The sequence below is a fragment of the Kitasatospora sp. NPDC090308 genome, from assembly GCF_044769485.1.
GTDB classification, from domain to species: domain Bacteria; phylum Actinomycetota; class Actinomycetes; order Streptomycetales; family Streptomycetaceae; genus Kitasatospora; species Kitasatospora fiedleri.
Map to the genome: position 1 here is coordinate 443923 of NZ_JBIVXY010000004.1, position 20392 is coordinate 464314.

Annotated in this window: 18 protein-coding genes; 9 read left to right on the top strand and 9 right to left on the bottom strand. The window is 73.6% G+C overall.

Annotated elements, in window-relative coordinates:
• Positions 1 to 193: 193 nt before the first annotated feature.
• The 6 genes from ACIQVD_RS12615 to ACIQVD_RS12640 all read right to left on the bottom strand — a co-directional run bounded on the left by ACIQVD_RS12615 (position 194) and on the right by ACIQVD_RS12640 (position 6217).
• A complete protein-coding gene (locus ACIQVD_RS12615; protein ID WP_392914291.1) occupies positions 194 to 1414 on the bottom strand; it encodes a helix-turn-helix domain-containing protein in 1221 nt (406 codons plus the stop codon).
• A gap of 165 nt (positions 1415 to 1579) precedes the next feature.
• Positions 1580 to 2074, bottom strand: coding sequence for a phage terminase small subunit P27 family (locus ACIQVD_RS12620; protein WP_400684651.1), 495 nt, complete (start codon positions 2072 to 2074; stop codon positions 1580 to 1582).
• Positions 2075 to 2855: 781 nt separating this feature from the next.
• Entirely contained in the window at positions 2856 to 3353 is a 498-nt protein-coding gene (locus tag ACIQVD_RS12625; RefSeq protein ID WP_402288438.1) for a hypothetical protein, read from the bottom strand.
• A gap of 1 nt (position 3354) precedes the next feature.
• Entirely contained in the window at positions 3355 to 3591 is a 237-nt protein-coding gene (locus tag ACIQVD_RS12630; protein ID WP_400684645.1) for a hypothetical protein, read from the bottom strand.
• A gap of 353 nt (positions 3592 to 3944) precedes the next feature.
• The gene (locus ACIQVD_RS12635; RefSeq protein WP_402288440.1) at positions 3945 to 5636 is read right to left on the bottom strand and encodes a recombinase family protein; all 1692 of its coding nucleotides are present in this window, start codon (positions 5634 to 5636) and stop codon (positions 3945 to 3947) included.
• A 203-nt stretch (positions 5637 to 5839) separates the two neighbouring features.
• Positions 5840 to 6217 (bottom strand): ArsR/SmtB family transcription factor, encoded by a 378-nt coding sequence (locus tag ACIQVD_RS12640; RefSeq protein ID WP_400684639.1) that lies wholly within the window; start codon positions 6215 to 6217, stop codon positions 5840 to 5842.
• A gap of 102 nt (positions 6218 to 6319) precedes the next feature.
• Between ACIQVD_RS12640 and ACIQVD_RS12645 the strand changes: the two genes are divergently transcribed.
• From ACIQVD_RS12645 to ACIQVD_RS12660, 4 genes are all read left to right on the top strand, one after another.
• Positions 6320 to 8326: a heavy metal translocating P-type ATPase gene (locus ACIQVD_RS12645; protein ID WP_402288442.1), complete on the top strand. Its 2007-nt coding sequence runs from the start codon at positions 6320 to 6322 to the stop codon at positions 8324 to 8326.
• Positions 8323 to 8739 (top strand): (2Fe-2S) ferredoxin domain-containing protein, encoded by a 417-nt coding sequence (locus ACIQVD_RS12650; RefSeq protein ID WP_400684634.1) that lies wholly within the window; start codon positions 8323 to 8325, stop codon positions 8737 to 8739. Before ACIQVD_RS12645 ends, ACIQVD_RS12650 begins: the two co-directional genes overlap by 4 nt.
• Before the next feature lie 93 nt (positions 8740 to 8832).
• Positions 8833 to 9333 (top strand): RrF2 family transcriptional regulator, encoded by a 501-nt coding sequence (locus ACIQVD_RS12655; RefSeq protein ID WP_400684632.1) that lies wholly within the window; start codon positions 8833 to 8835, stop codon positions 9331 to 9333.
• A gap of 124 nt (positions 9334 to 9457) precedes the next feature.
• The gene (locus tag ACIQVD_RS12660; protein WP_402288445.1) at positions 9458 to 10723 is read left to right on the top strand and encodes an MFS transporter; all 1266 of its coding nucleotides are present in this window, start codon (positions 9458 to 9460) and stop codon (positions 10721 to 10723) included.
• Here ACIQVD_RS12660 and ACIQVD_RS12665 read toward each other — a convergent pair.
• Positions 10710 to 11444, bottom strand: coding sequence for a hypothetical protein (locus ACIQVD_RS12665; protein ID WP_402288448.1), 735 nt, complete (start codon positions 11442 to 11444; stop codon positions 10710 to 10712). The two genes, ACIQVD_RS12660 and ACIQVD_RS12665, sit on opposite strands and share 14 nt — an antisense overlap.
• 378 nt (positions 11445 to 11822) lie before the next feature.
• On the opposite strand from ACIQVD_RS12665, the gene ACIQVD_RS12670 reads away from it, so the two are divergent.
• The 4 genes from ACIQVD_RS12670 to bioD all read left to right on the top strand — a co-directional run bounded on the left by ACIQVD_RS12670 (position 11823) and on the right by bioD (position 16516).
• Positions 11823 to 12914 carry a hypothetical protein gene (locus ACIQVD_RS12670; RefSeq protein ID WP_402288451.1) on the top strand — a complete coding sequence of 364 codons (1092 nt, stop codon included), beginning with the start codon at positions 11823 to 11825 and terminating at the stop codon, positions 12912 to 12914.
• A 202-nt stretch (positions 12915 to 13116) separates the two neighbouring features.
• Positions 13117 to 14379 carry a biotin synthase BioB gene (gene bioB / locus ACIQVD_RS12675; RefSeq protein WP_402288454.1) on the top strand — a complete coding sequence of 421 codons (1263 nt, stop codon included), beginning with the start codon at positions 13117 to 13119 and terminating at the stop codon, positions 14377 to 14379.
• On the top strand, positions 14379 to 15734 hold the full coding sequence (locus ACIQVD_RS12680; protein WP_402288456.1) for an adenosylmethionine--8-amino-7-oxononanoate transaminase: 1356 nt from the start codon (positions 14379 to 14381) through the stop codon (positions 15732 to 15734). The genes bioB and ACIQVD_RS12680 overlap by 1 nt, the downstream gene beginning before the upstream one ends.
• A 50-nt stretch (positions 15735 to 15784) precedes the next feature.
• A complete protein-coding gene (gene bioD / locus ACIQVD_RS12685) occupies positions 15785 to 16516 on the top strand; it encodes a dethiobiotin synthase (RefSeq protein ID WP_400684616.1) in 732 nt (243 codons plus the stop codon).
• Between the two features lie 109 nt (positions 16517 to 16625).
• On the opposite strand, the gene ACIQVD_RS12690 is transcribed toward bioD, so the two are convergent.
• A complete protein-coding gene (locus ACIQVD_RS12690) occupies positions 16626 to 17219 on the bottom strand; it encodes a Dps family protein (RefSeq protein ID WP_400684613.1) in 594 nt (197 codons plus the stop codon).
• A gap of 249 nt (positions 17220 to 17468) precedes the next feature.
• Between ACIQVD_RS12690 and ACIQVD_RS12695 the strand changes: the two genes are divergently transcribed.
• Positions 17469 to 18848, top strand: a complete 1380-nt coding sequence (locus ACIQVD_RS12695) for a mycothione reductase (protein ID WP_402288460.1) — start codon at positions 17469 to 17471, stop codon at positions 18846 to 18848.
• Positions 18849 to 18895: 47 nt separating this feature from the next.
• Here the strand turns inward: ACIQVD_RS12695 and ACIQVD_RS12700 are convergent, their stop codons facing one another.
• Positions 18896 to 20389: a glucose-6-phosphate dehydrogenase gene (locus ACIQVD_RS12700; RefSeq protein WP_402288462.1), complete on the bottom strand. Its 1494-nt coding sequence runs from the start codon at positions 20387 to 20389 to the stop codon at positions 18896 to 18898.
• Positions 20390 to 20392: the final 3 nt, after the last annotated feature.

Sequence of the window (20392 nt, forward strand, 5' to 3'; positions counted from 1 at the left end):
CAACTTCCAGCCCCCGAACCGCGTAACGATCCGGTTCGTGTCCTGGCAGTCCGTGTGCGTCAGTACCGACGGCAGTTCCCTGGTCGGCATGCTGCTCATTCGGCCTCCAAAACGCTGAATGCCCGTCACGTCACATGGACGGTACGGGCACTCAAGGCGGCCGAGAGGCACAGTTTGTGCCCCTAACTATCAGTCAGGCGGCGAGCCCGGTAGCGGTTGCAAGGTCACGGGCGGCGGGTCGAACAGATGGCGGGCCGTCCAGCAGGCCCCGTACCAAGTCATGGGTTTCGTGGTTCCACCGGGCGGTGTCGGGCGCTGCTTCCACTGCGTCGGTGAGCAGCGACGCCACCCAATCCGGTTCGCCCCGCAGGGCGTATGCCCGTGCGACCTCGATCAGGTGCCGTGCCCGCCTCGGCCGTGCAGGAAGTTCTGCCGGTGCCAGCCGGTCAGCCCACCGCAAGGCGGTACCGACCTGTCGCAGCTCGACAGCGACTGTCACAGCGTGCACCGGGACTACCCGTGCAGATGCGGAGGTTGGCGAGTGCCAGAAGTCAGCCGGCAGGGTCCTGGCGACCTCCTCGGCCCGATCGAACCAGCCCCAAGCCTCGCCCGACTCTCCCGCGCGAGCGTGCGTAATGGCCGCGTGGAACGCCATATCTGCCCATGCCGCAGCAAGCGACGGAGAATCACCCCGGGCCGGTCCCAGTAGCCGCAGAGCCTCCTCCGTGAGCGTCTGGGCGCTGTCCCATTGCCCAGACTTCCGGAACGCCTCCACCAGGAACCAACAAGCCTGCGCAACGGCGACGGCATCACCGGACGCTCGGGCGGTCGCCAAGGAGCGCTCAGCCACGCGCCAGACCAGGTTTCCATCCCCCTGGTAGGCGGCGAACATCTGGACAAGATTCAGAGCCGAGGCATACAGCACCTCAGCGCGCCGACGATCCGGGCAGTCAGGGTGCGATGCGGCGGCCGAGGCAGCCGATACCAGCGCCGGGAGCAGGTCCCCAAGAGCCGTACGGTGGTCGCCCCGGGAGTCCCGAGCTTGCCAAGCCGCAGCCACCTGAGCCGCAACGTGATTGACGCTCGGGACCGGCCCATCTGCCAGGCCCAGCGGCGCCGAGTCAACGGCCCGCCGGACCACCGACAGCGCCGGATGCTCCGCCCCGGAGAACAACGCTCGGGGCATCGACACGTCCCCCGTCAGGGCCGACAGGTCTTCGATGCCCAAGTGTTCTGCGATCTTGACGAGCATGGGCAGCCTCGGCGGCAGGAGGCGGCCGTTCTCAACTGCCTTCAACCATCCCTCTGAGCGGCCTACCAACCCGGCCAGCACGGCACGGGACTTGCCCGCGCGCTCCCTGAAAAGCTTGATGCGCTGACCAACAGACAGCGCCGGATCGACAGCCATAGCCATGGGGTAAGAGTAGGACCAGCGCTGCCGGGCTAGCACCGGCTCGAACCGAGCACGTGGGAAGGGGCGAGTGACGGCAGGGCAGCAAGCGGGAACGCAAGAAGGCCCCCGCCCCAACCACCCGATGAGGGAGGAAGGGACGGGGGCGTTCGCGGAAGGTGGGACCGGTCAGTCCCAGATATCGGAGTCGTCTGCTGACTCCGGCGGGGCAATGGCCACTCGCGCACTCGGTGAGAGACCCAATTCCCTAATGTAGCGTGCGAGTTGGGAGCGGTACTGTGCTGCGATGGTGGCGGCGCCGTTCTTCACGGTCCCGCGCTCGGCCGTGACCATGAGTCCACGCTCGGACAGGTCGCGCTCGGCCTGGTCGATGCGGGCCACACAGACACACAGGTCCTTGACGGTCGAGTGGTCCACTTCGCCGAGCCCTGCGGCCACTTCGAGAATCGGCACAACGCGCCGCCACTCAGCCGAGGCTATTTCTCGACAGCGGATATTGGTTTCTTGGATCTCGGGGGCCGGCGAGTCCTTGAACAGATCTCGCCAATCGGGCTCGGCGAGAACAGCGCGCGGAACAATCACCCCCTCTCTGATCTCAGCCTTGGACGGGTTCCCTTCGCGGGCCCGTATTGCCGCTGGCTTGGGGCGGTACCGATCAGCCATAGTCTCCTTTCCAACTCGCTGTAATGGCACTCGGAGCCCCAAGAACGGCCACAGCTCCGGCGCGAGTTTTCCCCTCCCTGCCGTGCTTTCGCGGGAGGGGAGGGGAGTACCCCCCTGGTAGCGGCCCTGGTCAGCGCCGTACGGGCTTGGCGTTCGCCGTAGCCCAACCGCCCGGCTGGTGCTTCGCCGTCTGCCGGTTGTGACAGAGCGTGCACAACGGCCGCATCCGATGGAACGCGTCCGGATCGGGCACGCCACGGGCCACCAGCACGCGCCGAGGCTCGGGGAAGTGGTCCGCGACCGTGGCCACCGAGCCGCACAGCACGCACCAGGGGTTCTCGTACAGGTAGGCGCGGCGGGCACGGGGCCAGCCTGGACCGTACGCGATGGTGCCCGGCGTGGCTCGGTTCCTGGTTGCCTCACGCTCATGTTCCTTGCAGCGTCCACCAGTTGTCAGCTCGGGGCAGCCGGGAACGGGGCACGAGGGGCGGGGCTTACGAGGCATCGGGCCCCCTCGGTGGGATGGCCGGCGGATTGATCGGAATTCCGTCCGGCTGTCTCGGGGTCACGTCCACCACCAGCACGCGACCGGACCTCGGATCGCGCATTCGCTGGACTCCGCGCGGCATCGGCGCCCCACCGCTGGCTACTGGCAGCCCAGTTGGTGCGTCCGACCAGACGGGCCGACCCTGCGTGTCCCGAGGAAAGTGCGGATAGGTTCCGTCCGACCCGGGGTCGAGTGCGTCAACGGCCATGCCGTACCGCCGTTTCGGTAGCCGCGTCAGCCCCGCGCAGCAACGTATGCCTCACGCTGACTCACGAGATCCTGACTGAATTCGTCGGCAAGCTGTGCCGACTCCTTCTCAAGGCGATCAACGATTTCATCGAGAATCTGCGCCGCGTAATACCGCTGCTCGGGCACGGTGACGACTTCACCGATGGTCCGCTGTGCGCGCTGTGCTTCGTCCATGACGTGCCCTCGCTTGTATCGGGCGGCCCGGTACTCGACATACGCCGCGAACCAGGGCTCTGCCGACAGCGCGTCATAGAACCGCTCGCGGGCTTCGTCGCCGGAGTTCGCTGCCTCACTGGCCCGCTCCGACCAGTTCCTAGCGAAGTCGCGGCTGTACTCGATCTCTCGCTCGGCTCGGCGGGCCTTCTCGGCGTCCTCGGCGGCGCGCAACTGTGCCTCGGCATCGGCTAGCGGGCCGGAAACCTTATCGATCTGCGCTTGCAGCTTGGCGACCCGCTCGGCGGCCTTCTCGATCTCGGCGCTCATGTCAGTTGTCACCCTTCGTGGTGTCGCGCCCGTACTGGGCTGCGATCTTCTTCGCGTTCTCGTAGTAGCCAAGGGACATGCGGGCAGTGGTGCTCATGCGGTCGTACACCTCGGGGTTCGCGTCCCGGAGGGCGGCCAGCTTCTCCATGCGCTCGTCTCGCTGCCACTCGGCAGCGCGGATCGCATCCTTGTCCCGAGGGCCGTCCAGGTAGCTGGCCCGGTGCGGGGTGTCACTCATAGTGTTCTCCGTCCTTCATGGCCGTGGATTGTTACGGCCTCTGTACGTAATGGGGAGCAAGCGTTGCCGGACGTCTTACGGCGCCGTGCAGCCGCCGCCCTTCCCTTGTCATAGTGGAGGGCGGAGGTTTCCCGCCTTCGGTGGCGAGGTGGCGAAAGTGGTCCTTCTTCTGTTTTCTCTTAGTTTTTTCTATGTGTTCAAAAAAATAGGTACTAACCACCACCCACCACCACCGCTGTAGGCCCCGGGCCCGAGCCGGCGGGCCGAGGCCACAGGCGCCCGTCTGCGGGCAGCAGAAAGCCCCGGCCGGTCCGCGGGGACCAACCAGGGCTGTGCAGGGCTCTATGGGGCCGTCACGCGGCTGCGCGCAACATCTCGGCCCTGGCTTCGGACTCAATGCCGAGGGCGACCGCCAACAGTTCCTCGGCGGCGGGGTCGAGTTCGCCGCTCATGGTGAAGTCCACCCGCCGTGTGTCGAGCGTGCGCCACCCGCCACGGGTGCCCCGGCGGACGTTCAGGCGGACTCCGGCGTCAACGAGCATGCCGCGCCGCTCGGCCGTATCGGCAGCCGTCCAGTCGTCGGCGAAGGTGCGCCCGGTCGCTGTGGTGATGCGCTGCGGCTCGGTCTTCTCGCGGGACTCCAAGTCGGCTATGCGGCTGTCCAGCGCGTCATGCCGCTTCTGCCACTCCTGCGCGGCGTGCTTGGACTTCTGCTGTCCCTGGATTTTCAGGTGCGCGGTGAACTCGGCCACGGTCGCGTTCAATTCCGGCTCGGGGTCGTACCCAGGTACCACCATGGTTGTCCTGGTCTGAATTCCCCCGACCAGGCGCAGGAACTCGGCTATCACGTACTCGTCCGCCCAGTCCCCACGGATGTTCGCGGGCGCTTCGCACTTGTCGCCCCGGGCGTGGTGGTTGCACTTGTAGACAGGCGCCTGATTCTTCTTGCTCTCCTGCCGGTTCAAGTATATGCGCCCGCCGCACGAATCACAGTGGATGACCCGCAGCAACAGCGCTTCCGTGTCGGACCGCTCGCCGTTGTTGATGCTGCGCTCGTCCAGAACGGCGCCGATCTGGTCGAACTCCTCGCGGGTGAGAATCGGTGTCTCGCTGCACATGACCGGGTTGCCCTGGTCGTCGCGCACGGGCACGCCGTTGTGCATCTTCCAGCCCAACAGGACCTCGTTGCGGAGCATCCGGGTAACGACCGCAGGGGTCCACTGGAACGTCTCCCGGACGACGTGCTGACCCTTGGTCCCGCCGGTCTTGCCGCCCCGCTCGCGGCCCATCCTGTCGGCCCAGTAGTCACGCGGGCTGAGCACCCCATCGGCGTTGAGCCCCGCAGCGATGCCGGACACCGTGGCACCCTCCAGCAGCTCACGGACGATGCGCTCGATGACCGCCACGGCGTCCGGATCGGGCACCAGGGTCCAGCCCTTGCCGCCGAACTCCTCGGGCATGGGCGCGGGCATGTAGCCGTACGGCGGACGGCCACCGCCGCGCCAGCGAAGCGGCATCCTGCGCATGGCGGCCTGCGCGCCGCTGACGCGGTCGCTGATGGACTGCGACTCGAACTGTGCGGCGAAAGCGAGCATGAACAGTTGGAGTTCCGCCATGGGGTCCATGGGGTTGCGGAAGTCGAACACCTGCCGACCCCCGCCCAGCCCCTCGGCGAAGATCAGTACCTTCCGGTGCTCGCGCGCCCAGTTGGCGAGGGCGTACATGTGCCCCATGGACCGGATGGCGCGGTCGAACCGCCAGAACACCAGAGCGTCATACGCCTGCGGGTTGCTGAGCCAGCGTAGGAGCTGCGGGCGCTCCCAAGGGCTGGTCTTGGATGCACTGACGTCAAGGTCCACCGCTTCGCGCAGCGCGTCACCCGCGCCGAAGGTGACCCGCAGCTCTCTGGCTACGTGGTCGCAGGCTTCCCGCTGCCGTTCGGGGCTGGTGGTCTCGTCCGTCAGGACGGACAGCCGGATGCACCGGACACCCCGAAGCGTCTCGGTGAATACGGTGCCGGACAGTGGGTTGCGTGCGTCTTCCATACCCCACATGGGGAGCAAGGGTCGCCCGCTGTCCGCTTCCGAGCCTCTGACCAGCACAGACGCCGCTGCCATCTCTCACACTCCAGAACATCCAGTTCTGTGTGTTGGGAGACCCGGAGGGCAACGAGTTCTGCCTGCGCCGCCCCCGGACCGCACCGGCCTGAAACGGCCGCGGGCTGCGCGCCGCCACGGGCCGCCACGCGCTACCGCGGGTCGGGGTGGTCGGGTTCGGCGTCGCTGAGGCCCAGGCGCAGGTGCTCGATGTGGTAGACGGCCTGGTCGAGGAGTTCGGCGACGTGGTTGTCGTACAGCTCGTAGACCACGGAGCGACCGTTGCGCCGTCCGACCACCAGTCCGAGGTTGCGCAGCAGGCGCAGTTGGTGCGAGCAGGCGGACTGCTCCATGCCGACGGCGTGGGCCAGTTCGGTGGCGGCGCAGGGGCCCTCGCGCAGTCGGGAGAGGATCAGCAGCCGGGAGGGCGTGGCCAGGGCCTGGAGGGTGGTGGCGACCCGGGCGGCGCTGTCGGCGTCCAGCGGGGTGCGCGGGACGGCGCTCGTGGCGGGGGAAGCTCCATGACCCATGGCGACCATCGTACAGCGCACACATGAATGATCCTTCATGTGTTCATGTATGGTGGCCGGGTCCACGCCCGCTCCCGCCCACGCCCGAGGACTCCCGCCGCCATGCCATCCACCGACACCCCGAACCTCCGGAACGCCCCACCCGCCCCGCCCGCCCGGGACGCCCGGCGCACCCGGCTCCTCGCGCTGCCGGAGGCCCGGTGGGCCGCCGCCGCGCTGCTGCTGTTCCTGCTCGCCCTGCCGCTGCACCTGGCCGGGGCGCCGGCCTGGGCCTGGGGCCCGCCGTACGCGCTCGCCTACGGGTGCGGCGGCTGGGAGCCCGGCCGGGCGGGGCTGCGGGCGCTGCGCGGGAGGACGCTGGACGTCGACCTGCTGATGGTGGTGGCGGCGCTGGGCGCGGCGGCGGTCGGGCAGGTGACGGACGGCGCGCTGCTGATCGTCATCTTCGCGACCTCCGGCGCGCTGGAGGCACTGGCCACCGCCCGCACCGCCGACTCGGTGCGCGGCCTGCTCGGCCTGGCGCCCGCCACCGCGGCCCGGCTGTCCGAGGACGGCACCGAACGGACCGTCCCGGTCGAGGAGTTGGCGGTCGGGGACGTGGTGCTGGTGCGTCCCGGCGAGCGGATCGGCGCGGACGGCCTGGTGCTGGACGGGGCGAGCGAGGTCGACCAGGCGGGCATCACCGGCGAGCCGCTGCCGGCCGCCAAGCGGGCGGGTGACGAGGTGTTCGCCGGGACGCTGAACGGCACCGGCGCGCTGCGGGTGCGGGTCGGGCGGGAGGCCGGCGACTCGGTGGTCGCCCGGATCGTGGAACTGGTCGAGGAGGCGTCGGAGACCAAGGCGCCGACGCAGCTGTTCGTCGAGCGGATCGAGCAGCGCTACTCGCTGGGCATGGTGGCCGCCACGCTGGCGGTGTTCGCCGTGCCGCTGCTGGCCGGCGCGGCGTTCACCGACGCGCTGCTGCGCGCGATGACGTTCATGATCGTGGCCTCGCCGTGCGCGGTGGTGCTGGCGACCATGCCGCCGCTGCTGTCGGCGGTCGCCAACGCCGGGCGGCACGGCGTCCTGGTGAAGTCCGCGGTGGTGATGGAGCGTCTGGGCCGGGTGGACGCCGTCGCGCTCGACAAGACCGGCACGCTGACCGAGGGCGCGCCGCACGTCACCGACGTCCGCCCGCTGCCCGGTTCCGGCCTGGACGCGGACGGGCTGCTCGCCCTGGCGGCGGCGGCCGAGCAGCCCAGCGAGCACCCGCTGGCCCGCGCCGTGGTGGCCGCCGCCCGGGCCCGCGGCCTCACCCTGGCCGACGCCGCGGACTTCGCCTCCACCCCGGGCGTCGGCGTCACCGCCACCGTCGCCGGACGGTCCGTCGCCGTCACCGCCCCGATCGAACCCCTTTCGTTCGTCGCGGAGTTGGAGGAGGCGGGCCGGACGGCCGTGCTGGTCTCGCGCGACGGCGCGGCGGTGGGCGTGCTGGGCGCCGCCGACCGGGTGCGGCCGGACGCGGCGGCGGCCGTGGCCGCGCTGGGCGCCCTGACCGGGGCGGCTCCGGTGCTGCTCACCGGCGACAATCCGCGCGCGGCGCGGCGGGCGGCGGCGGAGGCCGGGGTCACCGGGGTGCGGGCCGGGTTGCTGCCGCAGGATAAAGTCGCCGCCGTGCAGGAACTGGAGACCGCCGGACGGCGGGTGCTGATGGTGGGCGACGGCGTCAACGACGCGCCGGCGCTGGCGGCCGCGCACAGCGGCGTCGCGATGGGCCGGACCGGGTCGGACCTCGCCCTGGAGAGCGCGGACGCGGTGGTCGTCCGGGACGAACTCGCCGCCGTCCCGGCGGTGGTGGCGCTGTCCCGGCGGGCCCGTTCGATGGTGGTGCAGAACCTGGTGCTGGCCGCCGCGTTCATCGCCGTGCTGGTGGTGTGGGACCTGGTCGGCACCCTGCCGCTGCCGCTGGGCGTGCTGGGCCACGAGGGCTCCACCGTCCTGGTCGGGTTGAACGGCCTGCGCCTGCTGCGCGACGCCGCGTGGGACCGGGCCGCCGGAACCGCCGCCGCCGGGCGGCCGGTCGCCTGGCGGGCCGTCACCGGACGGGCCGCCGCGGGGGTCCTGCGATGAGCCGCCGGGCCCGCGAGAAGGCCGCCGCCGTCGGCGCGCAGGGTGCGCCCGCCCGCTGCACCGTCTCGGTCTGCCGGGGGTGCTGCTGCGGCACCCCGAAGATCCCCGGCCTCGACCACGCCGCCCAACTCGCCGACCTGCGCGGCGCCTTGGCCGAGGTCGCCACCGTCCGCCCGGTGGCCTGCCTGGACGCCTGCGACCACGCCAACGTGGTGGTCGTCCAGCCCTCCGCGGCGGGCCGCCGGGCCGGTGGCCGGCCGGTCTGGCTCGGCCTGGTCAACGACCGCGACGCCGGGGCCGACATCACCGCCTGGATCGAGGCGGGCGGCCCGGGCCTGGCCCCGCTGCCCGCCATCCTCGACCTGTACGTCTTCTCCCCCTCCCGCCGCGTCCAGCAGCACCTCGACGGCTGATCCGCGCGCCGCTGCCGCGCCGACGGTACGGACGCCCCCGGGGCACCGGTCCGTGCTGGCGCGGCCGGGTTCCGGATAGCTACCATCCGGAATATGCGGACGAGCGAAGGCGTGGAGTGGGCCCTGCACTGCTGCCTCACCCTGGTCTGGGTGGGCGGGGCGGAGCCGGTGCCCTCGGCGCGGCTGGCGGCGATGTTCGAGCTGTCGCCGACGTACCTGAACAAGGTGCTGCAACGGCTGACCCGGGCCGGGGTGTTGACGTCCGTCTCCGGGCCGCGCGGGGGCGTGCGGCTGGCCCGGGAGCCGGAGCGGATCAGCATGATGGACGTGGTGGCCGCCGTGGAGGGCCCGGACCCGCTGTTCGCCTGCGTCGAGATCCGGCAGCGGGGCGTCTCCGCGACGGGCGCGTCCGCCCGCGAGTTCGCCCGCCCGTGCGGCGTCTCCACCGCGATGCGGCGCGCCGAACTGGCCTGGCGGCGCGAGCTCTCCGGGCAGAGCGTCGCCGACCTGGCGGCGGCCACCCCGGCCGCCTCGGTGGCCCGGGTCCGCGCCAACCACGCCCGCCTGGCCGGCACCGCCGCCGCCACCGGCTGAGCGCCCACCCGCCGGAACCCCCCCTTCCCCGTCCGCCAATTCTGGATACAGTGTGTCCCGAATGATTCAGGACACCGAATGTCCGGAACAGCGGCCCGCGCCTGCCTCCGAGGAGGGCTCCCCCGTGACCGACGCGCTCAAGGCACCACCCCCCACCGCCCCGGCCCCGACCCCCACCGGGGGCGGTCTCGGTCTCGCCGCCGTGCTCGCCCTGGGCACCTTCGCGGTCGGCACCGACGCCTTCGTCACCGCCGGGTTCCTGCCCGCGACGGCCTCCGCGCTGCACGTGTCGACCTCGGCCGCCGGGCAGTCGGTGAGCCTGTTCGCCGCCTGCTACGCGCTCGCCTCGCCGCTGCTCGCGGTGGCCACCGCCCGGGTGCCCCGGCGGGCCCTGCTGGTCGGCGCGCTGGTGCTGCTGGCCGCCGCCAACGCGCTCACCGCGCTCGCCCCGACCTACCCGGCGCTGCTGGCGGGCCGGCTGCTCGCGGCGCTCGGGGCGGCGGCGTTCACGCCGACGGCGGGGGCGAGCGCGGCGGCGCTGGTGCGCCCCGAACGGCGCGGGCGGGCGCTGGCGGTGGTGATCGGCGGGCTGACGGCGGCCACCGCGCTGGGCGTGCCGCTGGGACGGGTGGCCGCCGTCGGGCTGGGCTGGCGGGCCGCGCTGGGGGCGGTCGCGGCGCTGACCGCGCTGTGCGCGCTCGCGGTGCGCCTGGCGCTGCCGCCGCTGCCGGGCACCGAGCCCGTCCCGCTGCGCGCCCGGCTGGCGGCGCTGCGCCGCCCGGGGGTGCTCGCGGTGCTGCCGCTGACGGTGCTCGGGATGGCCGCCTGCTACGTCCCGTACGCGTACAGCGTGCCGGTGCTGGCCGCCGTCGGGGTCGCGGGGCGGACGGCGGTGGTGGTGGCGCTGGTGCTGTACGGGGCGGGCGCGGTGGCCGGGAACCTGCTGGCGGGACGGTTCGCCGACCGGCGCGGGCCGGTGCGGGTGCTGACGGCCGGGTACGCGGTGATGGCGGCGGCGTTCGCGGTGCTGGCGGGCCTGGCGGCCGGGCCGGTGCGGGCGGGGGCCGCGGTGGTCGGGGCGCTGGCGTTCCTGTGGGGCGCGAGCAGTTGGTGCCAGACCCCGCCGCAGCAGTTGCGCCTGCTGGTGGCGGCGCCCGAACAGGGGGCGCTGCTGGTGTCGCTGAACGCGTCCGGCATCTACCTGGGCATCGGCGCGGGCAGCGTGCTGGGCGGGGTGGCGCTGCCGTTCGGGGCGGCGGCGGTGTTCGGGCTGGCGGCGGTGCTGGCGCTGGCGGCCGGGGCGCTGCTGCGGGCGACGGCCGCCGGGCGGCGCGAGCGGGCCGCGTCCGGGCGGGCGGCGTCCGGGCGGTACGGCCCTACATCCACATGAACGGCTGGCCGGCCACGGCGGCGGCGGACCGGCTGCTGGCGGTGAGCAGGTCGTCGGGCTTCTCGCCGGCCCGCTGGTCGAGGTAGCGCGAGACGGTGAGCGTGATGTGGTGGCCGACCAGTTCGACCCGGGTCGCCGACATCGGCCGGACGTTCGCGGCGGGGGCGAACATCCCCTCCGGGTAGGTGAACTCGAAGTCTGCGGCCTTGTCCCGGACGGTCGGCAGGGCCCGCGCCGCCGCCCCCTCGTCGAGGAAGCGCAGCACCGTGATGCTGGAGGCCACCGGCTGGTCGCTGCGGGTGAGCGCGACGCCCAGCCAGCCCTGGCAGCCGAGTTCGGCCAGCAGGTCGCGGGCCTTGTCGTTCTGCACGCCCCGGCACTCGGCGCCCTCCCGGGCGGTCGAGCGGCGGGCCCGGTAGTTGTCGTAGTCGTAGCCGCGCTGGGCCGGGAAGTACCGCTCGGCCAGGAAGGACTGAGACTCCGTCAGCGGCTCCACCGGCTGGCCCGCCCCGGCCGCCTGGGCCGTGGGCTTGTCGCCGCTGGGCGACCCGGACGCCGCGCCCCGGTGGTGCGGGGTGGCCACCACCCAGACCCCGCCGGCCGCGAGCACCGCGACGACGCCCCAGAGCACGGCCAGCCGACGCCGCTCGCCGCTCGCCCGGTGCCCGGGCGGCGGCTGCTCGTCGTCCCCGCGCGCGTGCGGGCCCCGCTGGATGGTCATGGCGCAGATTGTAAGCAGTTGATCGGACGGTCCTTCCTTCGGGTCGGACGCACGCCCACTTCGGACCGAACCCGTCCGCCTGCCCGACCCGGCCCGCTCCGCCCGGTCGACGTTTCCGCCGCGCCCCGGAGAATCCGTTTCCCGGCCGGGTCGGAAATCCGCGAGAAGGGCTCCCGGCGGGGGTGGGGAAACCCGCAACAAACCATTCGAACATGGCGGCGAGGGGATTCCGGCCAGTGATCGCCGCAATCCCGACAGCCTGCCCCGACCTGCCCACCCGCCCGGAACAGGCCCACCACGCTTGGCCCGGACACCACCGGGAACCGCCGACCGCCGCAGGCCGGCCCGCGGCGGCACCCACCACCAACGGGAGGGAACATGACGAGAACCGCCGAACAGATCGCACTCCTCCGCACCGAAACCGCCCCCGCGCTGATCGAAGAACTGCGGGAACTCCGTTCCGGCCAAGCGGAATTGCGCACCGATCTGGCCGCCGCCCTCGGCCAGGGCCTGGACCGGACCCGCACCGAGGTCCTCCGCGCCCTCGACCGCGACCAGCGCGACCTCGCCCTGGCCCACCGGCAGATCGACGGGCTCCGCCGCGAACTGGCCGAGGCCCGGGCCGCCTGGGAGAGCGGACTCGCCGAACTGCGGACGGTCCGGACCGCGCCGCCGTCCGGACCGGACGCCGGGGCGGAGCCCGCGCCGGAGCCCGCCGCAGCGGCCACGACCACCGTTGCGGCGGTGCCGGCCGCCGACACCGGCACCGACGCCCGCACCGCTGCCACCACCGAGACCGCCGAGCCCGCCGCCCCGAAGGAGACCGCCTTGTCCGCCGCGTCCGACCCGACCCCCGACCCGCTCCCCGACCCCGCCTCCACCCCCACCGACAGCACCGACAGCACCGACAGCACCGACAGCACCGAGCAGCAGGCCGCCGCCGGTCTGCTCTCCGAACTGACCGGCCGGCAGCAGCCCGCGCCGGAGCCCACCGCCGCCCCCGCTCCCGCCGTCTCCGCTCCCGCCGTCTCCGCGCCCGCCGTGCGACCGGACCGCCTCCGGGACCAGTTGGACGCCGAGCTGTCCACCGTGCTGCGGACCGCCGCCCAGATCGGTACCGCCGAACTGGTCTGCCACCCGCACGCCTGGCAGTTCATCGTCGCGCGGGCCGTCGGCGCCAAGTACTTCCAGCTGCCGCCGGCCGCCACCGACGAGAAGAGCGACATGGTGACCGTCCGGCTGTCCGGCCCCAGCCTGATGTCCGCCGTCCACGCCCTGTACACCACCTACTGGGAGACCGGCAGCGGCCCGGCCCGCGACCTCCAGGACAGCGCCATGGCCCTGGCGTACTACGTCGACCTGTCCCACGAGATCCGCCGCACCCTGCCCGCGGACTCCACGGCGGCGGTCGACGAGCGTCCGCTGACCCGGATCGTCATCGACCACCGTCCCCCCGTCCAGCCCGCCTGACCCCGGTCCCGGCCGCCCCGCCCGCTCCCGGCCCGGCGCGACGCGGCCAGATGCGGCCCGACGGCGCGGCCCGACGCGGTCCGCGCCGGTGTCGGGGCGGTCACTGTGAGCCGCGACACTGTGACAACTCGCACAGCCTGCGGGGGATCTTCTGGCGGGTTCCCTCTGGCGGACGCCGGGGCCACCCGGGCAGGATCGGGCCATGGACCTCCTCGACATCCTGACCGACAAGGGCCTTCGCCGGGAACTGCCCACCCGGGAGGAGGCGCTGGCCGTGCTGGCCACCACCGACGACCAGTTGCTGGACGTGGTCGCGGCCGCCGGCCGGGTGCGCCGGCAGTGGTTCGGCCGCCGGGTGAAGCTCAACTACCTGGTGAACCTGAAGAGCGGGCTGTGTCCGGAGGACTGCTCGTACTGTTCGCAGCGCCTCGGTTCGAAGGCGGAGATCCTCAAGTACACCTGGCTCAAGCCGGACCAGGCCGCGCAGGCCGCCGCCGCGGGCGTCGCGGGCGGGGCGAAGCGGGTGTGCCTGGTGGCGAGCGGGCGCGGCCCGACGGACCGGGACATCGACCGGGTCGCGGACACCATCGCGGCGATCAAGGGCGCGGACGAGGGCGTCGAGGTCTGCGCCTGCCTGGGCCTGCTCTCGGACAACCAGGCCGAGCGGTTGAAGGCGGCCGGCGCGGACGCGTACAACCACAACCTGAACACCTCCGAGGCCACCTACGGCGACATCACCACCACCCACACCTACGCGGACCGGGTGGACACCGTGGCCAAGGCGCACGGCGCGGGCCTGTCGGCCTGTTCGGGCCTGATCGCGGGCATGGGCGAGAGCGACGCGGACCTGGTCGACGTGGTGTTCGCGCTGCGCGAGCTGGACCCGGACTCGGTGCCGGTGAACTTCCTGATCCCGTTCGAGGGCACCCCGCTGGCCGAGGAGTGGAACCTCACCCCGCAGCGCTGCCTGCGCATCCTGGCGATGGTCCGGTTCGTCTGCCCGGACATCGAGGTGCGGATCGCCGGCGGGCGCGAGGTGCACCTGCGCTCGATGCAGCCGCTGGGCCTGCACATCGCCAACTCGATCTTCCTGGGCGACTACCTGACCAGCGAGGGCCAGGCCGGGCAGGCCGACCTCGACATGATCAAGGACGCGGGCTTCGAGGTGGAGGGCGCCGAGCAGACCACCCTCCCCCGCCACCGCGTCCACGCCGCCGCCACCGGCTGCGGCGGCCACCAGGAGGAGGGCGCCTGCGGGACGGGCGGCGGCTGCGGCCCGTGCGGCGGCCACGGCGAGAGCGCGCCGGCCGTCGGGGCCGCCGGAGCCGTTGGAGCCGTTGGAGCCGTTGGAGTCGTCGAAGCCGTTGGAGCCGTCGCGGCCCCGGGCGCGGAGGACGAGGCGCGCACCGACCTGGTCCGGGTGCGCCGTCGCGGCGCGGGCACCGAGCTGGCCCCGAACGCCTGATGGACCGTCAGAAAACCCCGGACGCCGCCCGGTTGCTCGAACTGGACCGGGCGCACGTCTGGCACCCGTACGGCCCGATGCCGGGAACGGCGCAGCCCCTCGTGGTGGAGTCGGCCGCGGGCGTGCGCCTGCGGCTGGCCGAACCGGTGGGCGGGCACCGGGAGTTGGTCGACGGCATGTCGTCCTGGTGGGCGGCGATCCACGGCTACCGGCACCCCGAGCTGGACGCGGCGGTGCGCGGGCAGCTCGACTCGATGAGCCACGTGATGTTCGGCGGCCTCACCCACCGTCCGGCCGTCGAACTGGCGGTGAAACTGGTCGAGTTGACGCCGGAGCCGTTGCAGCACGTCTTCCTCGCCGACTCCGGTTCGGTGGCGGTCGAGGTCGCGCTGAAGATGTGCCTGCAGTACTGGCGCTCGCTCGGCCGGCCGGAGAAGCACCGGGTGCTGACCTGGCGCGGCGGCTACCACGGCGACACCTTCCACCCGATGTCGGTGTGCGACCCCGAGGGCGGGATGCACCACCTGTGGGGCGGGGTGCTGCCCCGGCAGCTGTTCGCCGCCGAGCCGCCCGCCGGGTACGACGCCCCGGCCGACCCGGCGTACCTCGCGCACCTGGCCGAGCTGATCGGGCGGCACGCGGGCGAGCTGGCCGCCGTGATCGTCGAGCCGGTGGTCCAGGGCGCGGGCGGGATGCGCTTCCACTCGCCCGCGTACCTGCGCGCGCTGCGGGAGTTGTGCGACGCGCACGACGTGCTGCTGGTCTTCGACGAGATCGCCACCGGCTTCGGCCGCACCGGCGAGCTGTTCGCCGCCGACCACGCGGGCGTCTCGCCGGACGTGATGTGCCTGGGCAAGGCACTGACCGGCGGCTACCTGACGCTGGCCGCGACGCTGTGCACCGGCCGGGTCGCCGAGGGCATCTCGCGCGGCGAGGTCCCGGTGCTGGCGCACGGCCCGACCTTCATGGGCAACCCGCTGGCGGCGGCGGTCGCCAACGCCTCGATCGACCTGCTGCTGCGGCAGGACTGGCGCGGCGAGGTCGGGCGGATCGGGTCCGCGCTGCGCACCGCGCTCGCCCCGTGCGCCGGGCGGCCCGGGGTCGCGGACGTCCGGGTGCTCGGCGCGATCGGCGTGGTGCAGTTGGACGCGCCCGTGGACATGGCCGCGGCGACCGCGGCGGCGGCCGAGCAGGGCGTGTGGCTGCGGCCGTTCCGCGACCTGATCTACACCATGCCGCCGTTCGTCACCCCGGACGAGGACCTGGCCGCGATCGGCCGGGCGATCGCCGCCGCGGCCACCGCCTCCACGGCCGCCACCGCCACATCCGCCACATCCGCCACGGCCACCGCCTAGGCCCGGCCCGGCCGTTCGGAACCCACCCCCAGCACAGGAGCACCGGCACCATGTCCACCGTCCTTTTCGTCACCGGCACCGGCACCGAGGTCGGCAAGACCCTGACCACCGCCGCCGTCGCCGCGCTGTGCCCGGAGCCGGTGGCGGTGCTCAAGCCCGGCCAGACCGGCCTCGGGCCCGACGAGCCGGGGGACGTGCACGAGGTCGCCCGGCTGGCCGGGCCGCTGGTGCACGCGGTCGAGCTGGCCCGCTACCCGGAGCCGCTCGCCCCCGAGACGGCGGCCCGCCGGGCCGGGCTGCCGCCCCTCGCGCCCGAGGACGTCGCCAAGGCGGTCGCCGAGCTCGCCGCCGGGCACCGCACCGTCCTGGTCGAGGGCGCGGGCGGGCTGCTGGTGCGCTACGACGAACGGGGCCGCACCCTCGCCGACCACGCGCTGGCCTGCCGCGACCTGGGCCTGGACGTCGAGTTCCTGCTCGTCGCGGCGGCCGGCCTGGGCACCCTGAACGCCACCGCGCTCACCGCCGAGGCGCTGCGCCACCGCGGCCTCCCGCTGCGCGGCGTCGTCATCGGCTGCTGGCCCGCCGCCCCCGACCTCGCCACCCGCTGCAACCTCGCCGACCTCCCCACCGCCGCCGGCGCCCCCCTCCTCGGCGCCCTCCCCACCGGCGCCGCCGCCCACACCCCCGCCACCTTCCACCCCTTCGCCACCGCCGCCCTCGCCCCCGCCCTGGGCGGCACCTGGGACGCGACGGCGTTCGCAGCCGCCCACCGCCCCGCCTGACCGGCCCGGGCACGCCGAAGGCCGCCCCGGGCCGGACCGGCGAACCGGTCGGGCGGGGGGCGGCCTTCGGAGACGGCCTTCGGAGACGGCCTTCGGGGGTGCGGGGCGGTCAGCCCGCGGACTTGCCGCTCTTGCGGACGGCCTTCTTCGCGGCCCGCGCCTCGGTGGGGGCGTCCGCCGTGGCGAGGGTGCCGCTGGAGCTCTCCAGGTGGGCGCGGACGAACCACTGGTACTGCTCGAGGTCGCGCAGCTGCTCGATGAGCAGGTCCTCGGTGGCGGGGTCGATCTTGCCGGCCTGCTCCACGGCGTTGCGCAGGTCGGTGATGACGCCGGTGTAGACCAGGTCGAGGGCCCCGAGGTGGGCGATGGCGTCGGCCCGGCCGACGCTGTAGTCGTCCCAGCCGCGCTCGGCGACGAGTCGGCCGGGGGTGCCGTGCGCGACGCCGCCCAGGGTGGCGATCCGCTCGGCGACGTCGTCCGCCATCAGGCGCACCCGGTCGACCTGGGGGTCGAGCATCTTGTGGACGGCGATGAAGTGCGGGCCGACCACGTTCCAGTGGATGTGCTTGAGGGTCAGGTGCAGGTCGTTCAGCGCGTTCAGCCGCTCCTGCAGCGTGACGATCAGCTCCGCGCCCTGTTCGGTGGTCAGGCCGGGGACGGTGTAGGCGGGGCGGTTGGCGTCACGGTTGGCGGTGCGGGCCATGGCGGGTTCTCCTCATCGGGATGTCGTTCTGCACGGTGCTGACTCACGCCTCCCCCATTCCGCGCGACTCATGGGTGCGGATGCGCCGAACGGGTGAACATCTCCTCCGTCCGCTCCTCCGTCCGCTCCTCCGTCCGCCCGCCGGACAGGCCCGCCGGCCCCGGGGGAAGCCGCCGGGCGGCACCCGTCCGGACCGGCGTCCGGACCGGCGTCCGGAATGGTCCGCTGGGAAACGGTTACGTTCCGAACATGCGCCATCACGATCTCCTGGTCCTCGGGGCCGGCTCTGGCAACCTCCTCCTCGACGACCGCTTCGCCGACCTGGACGTCGCCGTCGTCTCCGCCGGCCCGTTCGGGGGCACCTGCCTCAACGCGGGCTGCATCCCCAGCAAGATGCTCGCCGTCACCGCCGACGTCGCCGACACCGTCCGGGACGCCGGGCGGCACGACGTGGACGCGCGGCTGCGGGAGGTGCGCTGGCCCGAAGTCCGGGACCGGGTCTTCGGCCGGCTCGACGCGGCGTCCGCCGAGGGCGAGCGGGACCGCCGGGACGCGGCGAACACCACCGTCCACCGGGGCCTCGCCCGGTTCACCGGGCCGCGCCGGCTCACCGTGGACACCGCCGACGGCCCGCTGGAGCTGACCGCCGACCGGATCGTCATCGCGGCCGGCGGCCGTCCCGTCGTCCCGCCCGTGGTGGCGTCCTCCGGTCTGCCCTACGAGACCTCCGACACCGTGATGCGCCTGCCCCGGCCGCCCGCCCGGCTGGTGGTGCTCGGCGGCGGCTACATCGCCGCCGAGCTGGCGCACGTCTTCCGCTCCGTGGGCAGCCACGTCACCGTGGTGGAGAAGGAGGACCGGCTGCTCGGGAAGCAGCAGGACGAGGCGGTGTCCGCCGCGTTCACCGAAGCGATGCGCGGCCACTGGGACCTGCGGCTGGGCCGCGAACTGACCGCCGTCACCGGCCGCCCCGGCGACCTGCGGCTGACCCTGGACGACGGCGCCGAACTGCGCGCCGACACCCTGCTGGTGGCCGTCGGGCGCCGCCCCAACAGCGACCTGCTCGACCTCGACCGGGCCGGCGTCGCCACCGGGGAGGACGGCCGGATCACCGTGGACGCCCAGCTGCGCACCACCGCCGACGGGGTGTGGGCGCTCGGCGACATCGCCACGCCCGTCCCGCTCAAGCACGTCGCCAACCGCGAGGCCCGGATCGTCGCGCACAACCTGCTGCACCCGGGCGAGGAGCGGTCCATGGACTACGGCGCGGTGCCCTCCGCCGTCTTCACCCGCCCGCAGATCGCCCAGGTCGGCCTCACCGAGCGGCAGGCCCGCGGGCAGGGGCTCGACCCGGCCGTCGCCGTGCACCGGTACGCCGACGTGGCCTACGGCTGGGCGCTGGAGGACACCGAGGGCTTCTGCAAGGTGCTCGCCGACCGCCGGACCGGACGGCTGCTCGGCGCGCACATCCTCGGCCCGCAGGCCGCCACCCTGATCCAGCCCCTGGTGGTCGCCCTCACCACCGGCATGACGGCCGGCGAACTCGCCGACGGCCCGCTGTGGATCCACCCGGCACTGACCGAGGTCGTGGAGAACGCGCTGCGCGACCTGCCCGCGACCGGCCACTGACCGGCCGCGGGCGCCGCACGCCCGGCCCTCGCGCTCAGTCCTCGCGCTCAGCCCTCGCAGTCCGACGCCGGGTCCGCCACCCCCGGCACCTCCGGTCCGGACGAGCCCCGGGGGTAGCGGACGGCGGGCGGCGGGTCGGCGAGGACCGGCGCGGCGAGCTCCCAGAGCCGTTCGACCTCGGCGGCGGTGGTGAACACCCGGTGGTCGCCGCTCAGCGCGTGGTGGAAGACCTGCGCGTAGGCGCCGAGGGACGCGTCGGCGCCGGGCAGCGGCTCCAGGCCCAGCACCCCGTCCACCAGTCCGGGCCGGGGGCCGGGGCGGCTGAGCCGGACGCCGAACCGGACGTCCGCCGTGGCGCTCAGGCCCACCACCAGCTCGGTGCCGGCCTCCGCTCCGCCCTGCTCCGCGTCCGCCGTCCGGCCCGTCGAGTCCGTCCGGTCCGTCGAGTCCGTCCGGTCCGTCGAGTCCTTCGGGTCCTTCGAGTCCTTCGGGTCCGTCGGGCGGAAGCGGACGGTGAGCCGGTGGTCGGCGGAGTCCAGGGCCTTGCCGGTGCGCAGCAGGAAGGGGACGCCCTGCCAGCGCGGGTTGTCGATCCGGACCTCGACGGCGGCGAAGGTCTCGGTGGTCGAGTCGGCGGCCACCCCGTCCTCCTCCCGGTAGCCCTCGTACTGGCCGAACACCGTCCGGGCCGGGTCGAAGGGCCTGGTCTGCTCGAACAGCCGGAGCCGGGCGGCGCGTTCCGCCTCCGGGTCGTCGGAGGAGGGCGGTTCCATCGCCACGGCGGCCAGCGCCTGGCACAGGTGGGTGGGGATCATGTCGCGGAAGGTGCCGGTGCGTTCCATGAAGGCGGCCCGGCCCTCGATGTCGATCTTCTCCGGGACGTCGATGAGCACCGAGGCGATGTGCCGGGCGTCCCACGACCCGGCGAGCCAGGGGTTGGCGGTCCGCAGGGCCAGCAGGGCGCGCACCGACTCCTTGGCGAGGAAGTGGTCGACCCGCAGGACGCGTTCCTCGGGGGCGAGGGTGGCCAGCAGCGCGTTGAGCGCGCGGGCGGTGTCGACGTCCTCGCCGACGGGCTTCTCCACCATCAGGGTCGCGTCCCGGGCGAGGCCCTCGCGCTCCGTCATCCGCAGCATGCCGTCCGTCTGCCCGGGCGGCACGGAGAGGTAGAGGAAGGTCCGGCAGCCCTCGCCGAGCGCGGCGCGGCGCTGCTCCACCTCCGCCGCCAGCCCGGTGCCGTCCTCGGCGGAGGCGGTGGCGAACCGGACCCGTTCGGCGAACCGTTCCAGCGCCGCGCGGTCGGCGCCGTCCGCGGAGGCGGCGACCGCCTCCACGACGTCGCGGCGGAAGTCCTGGTCGGTGCCGGGCGAGTGGCGGCCCGAGCCGATCACCTCGAACCGGTCCGGGAGGAGGCCGCGCTCCCACAGTTCGAACAGCGCGGGGAAGAGCATCCGGCGCGCGAGGTCCCCGGTCGCCCCGAACAGGACGAGGAGGACCGGCCGGTCGTCGGCGCGGGAGGCGGTGGTGGGCGGTGCTGTCACGTC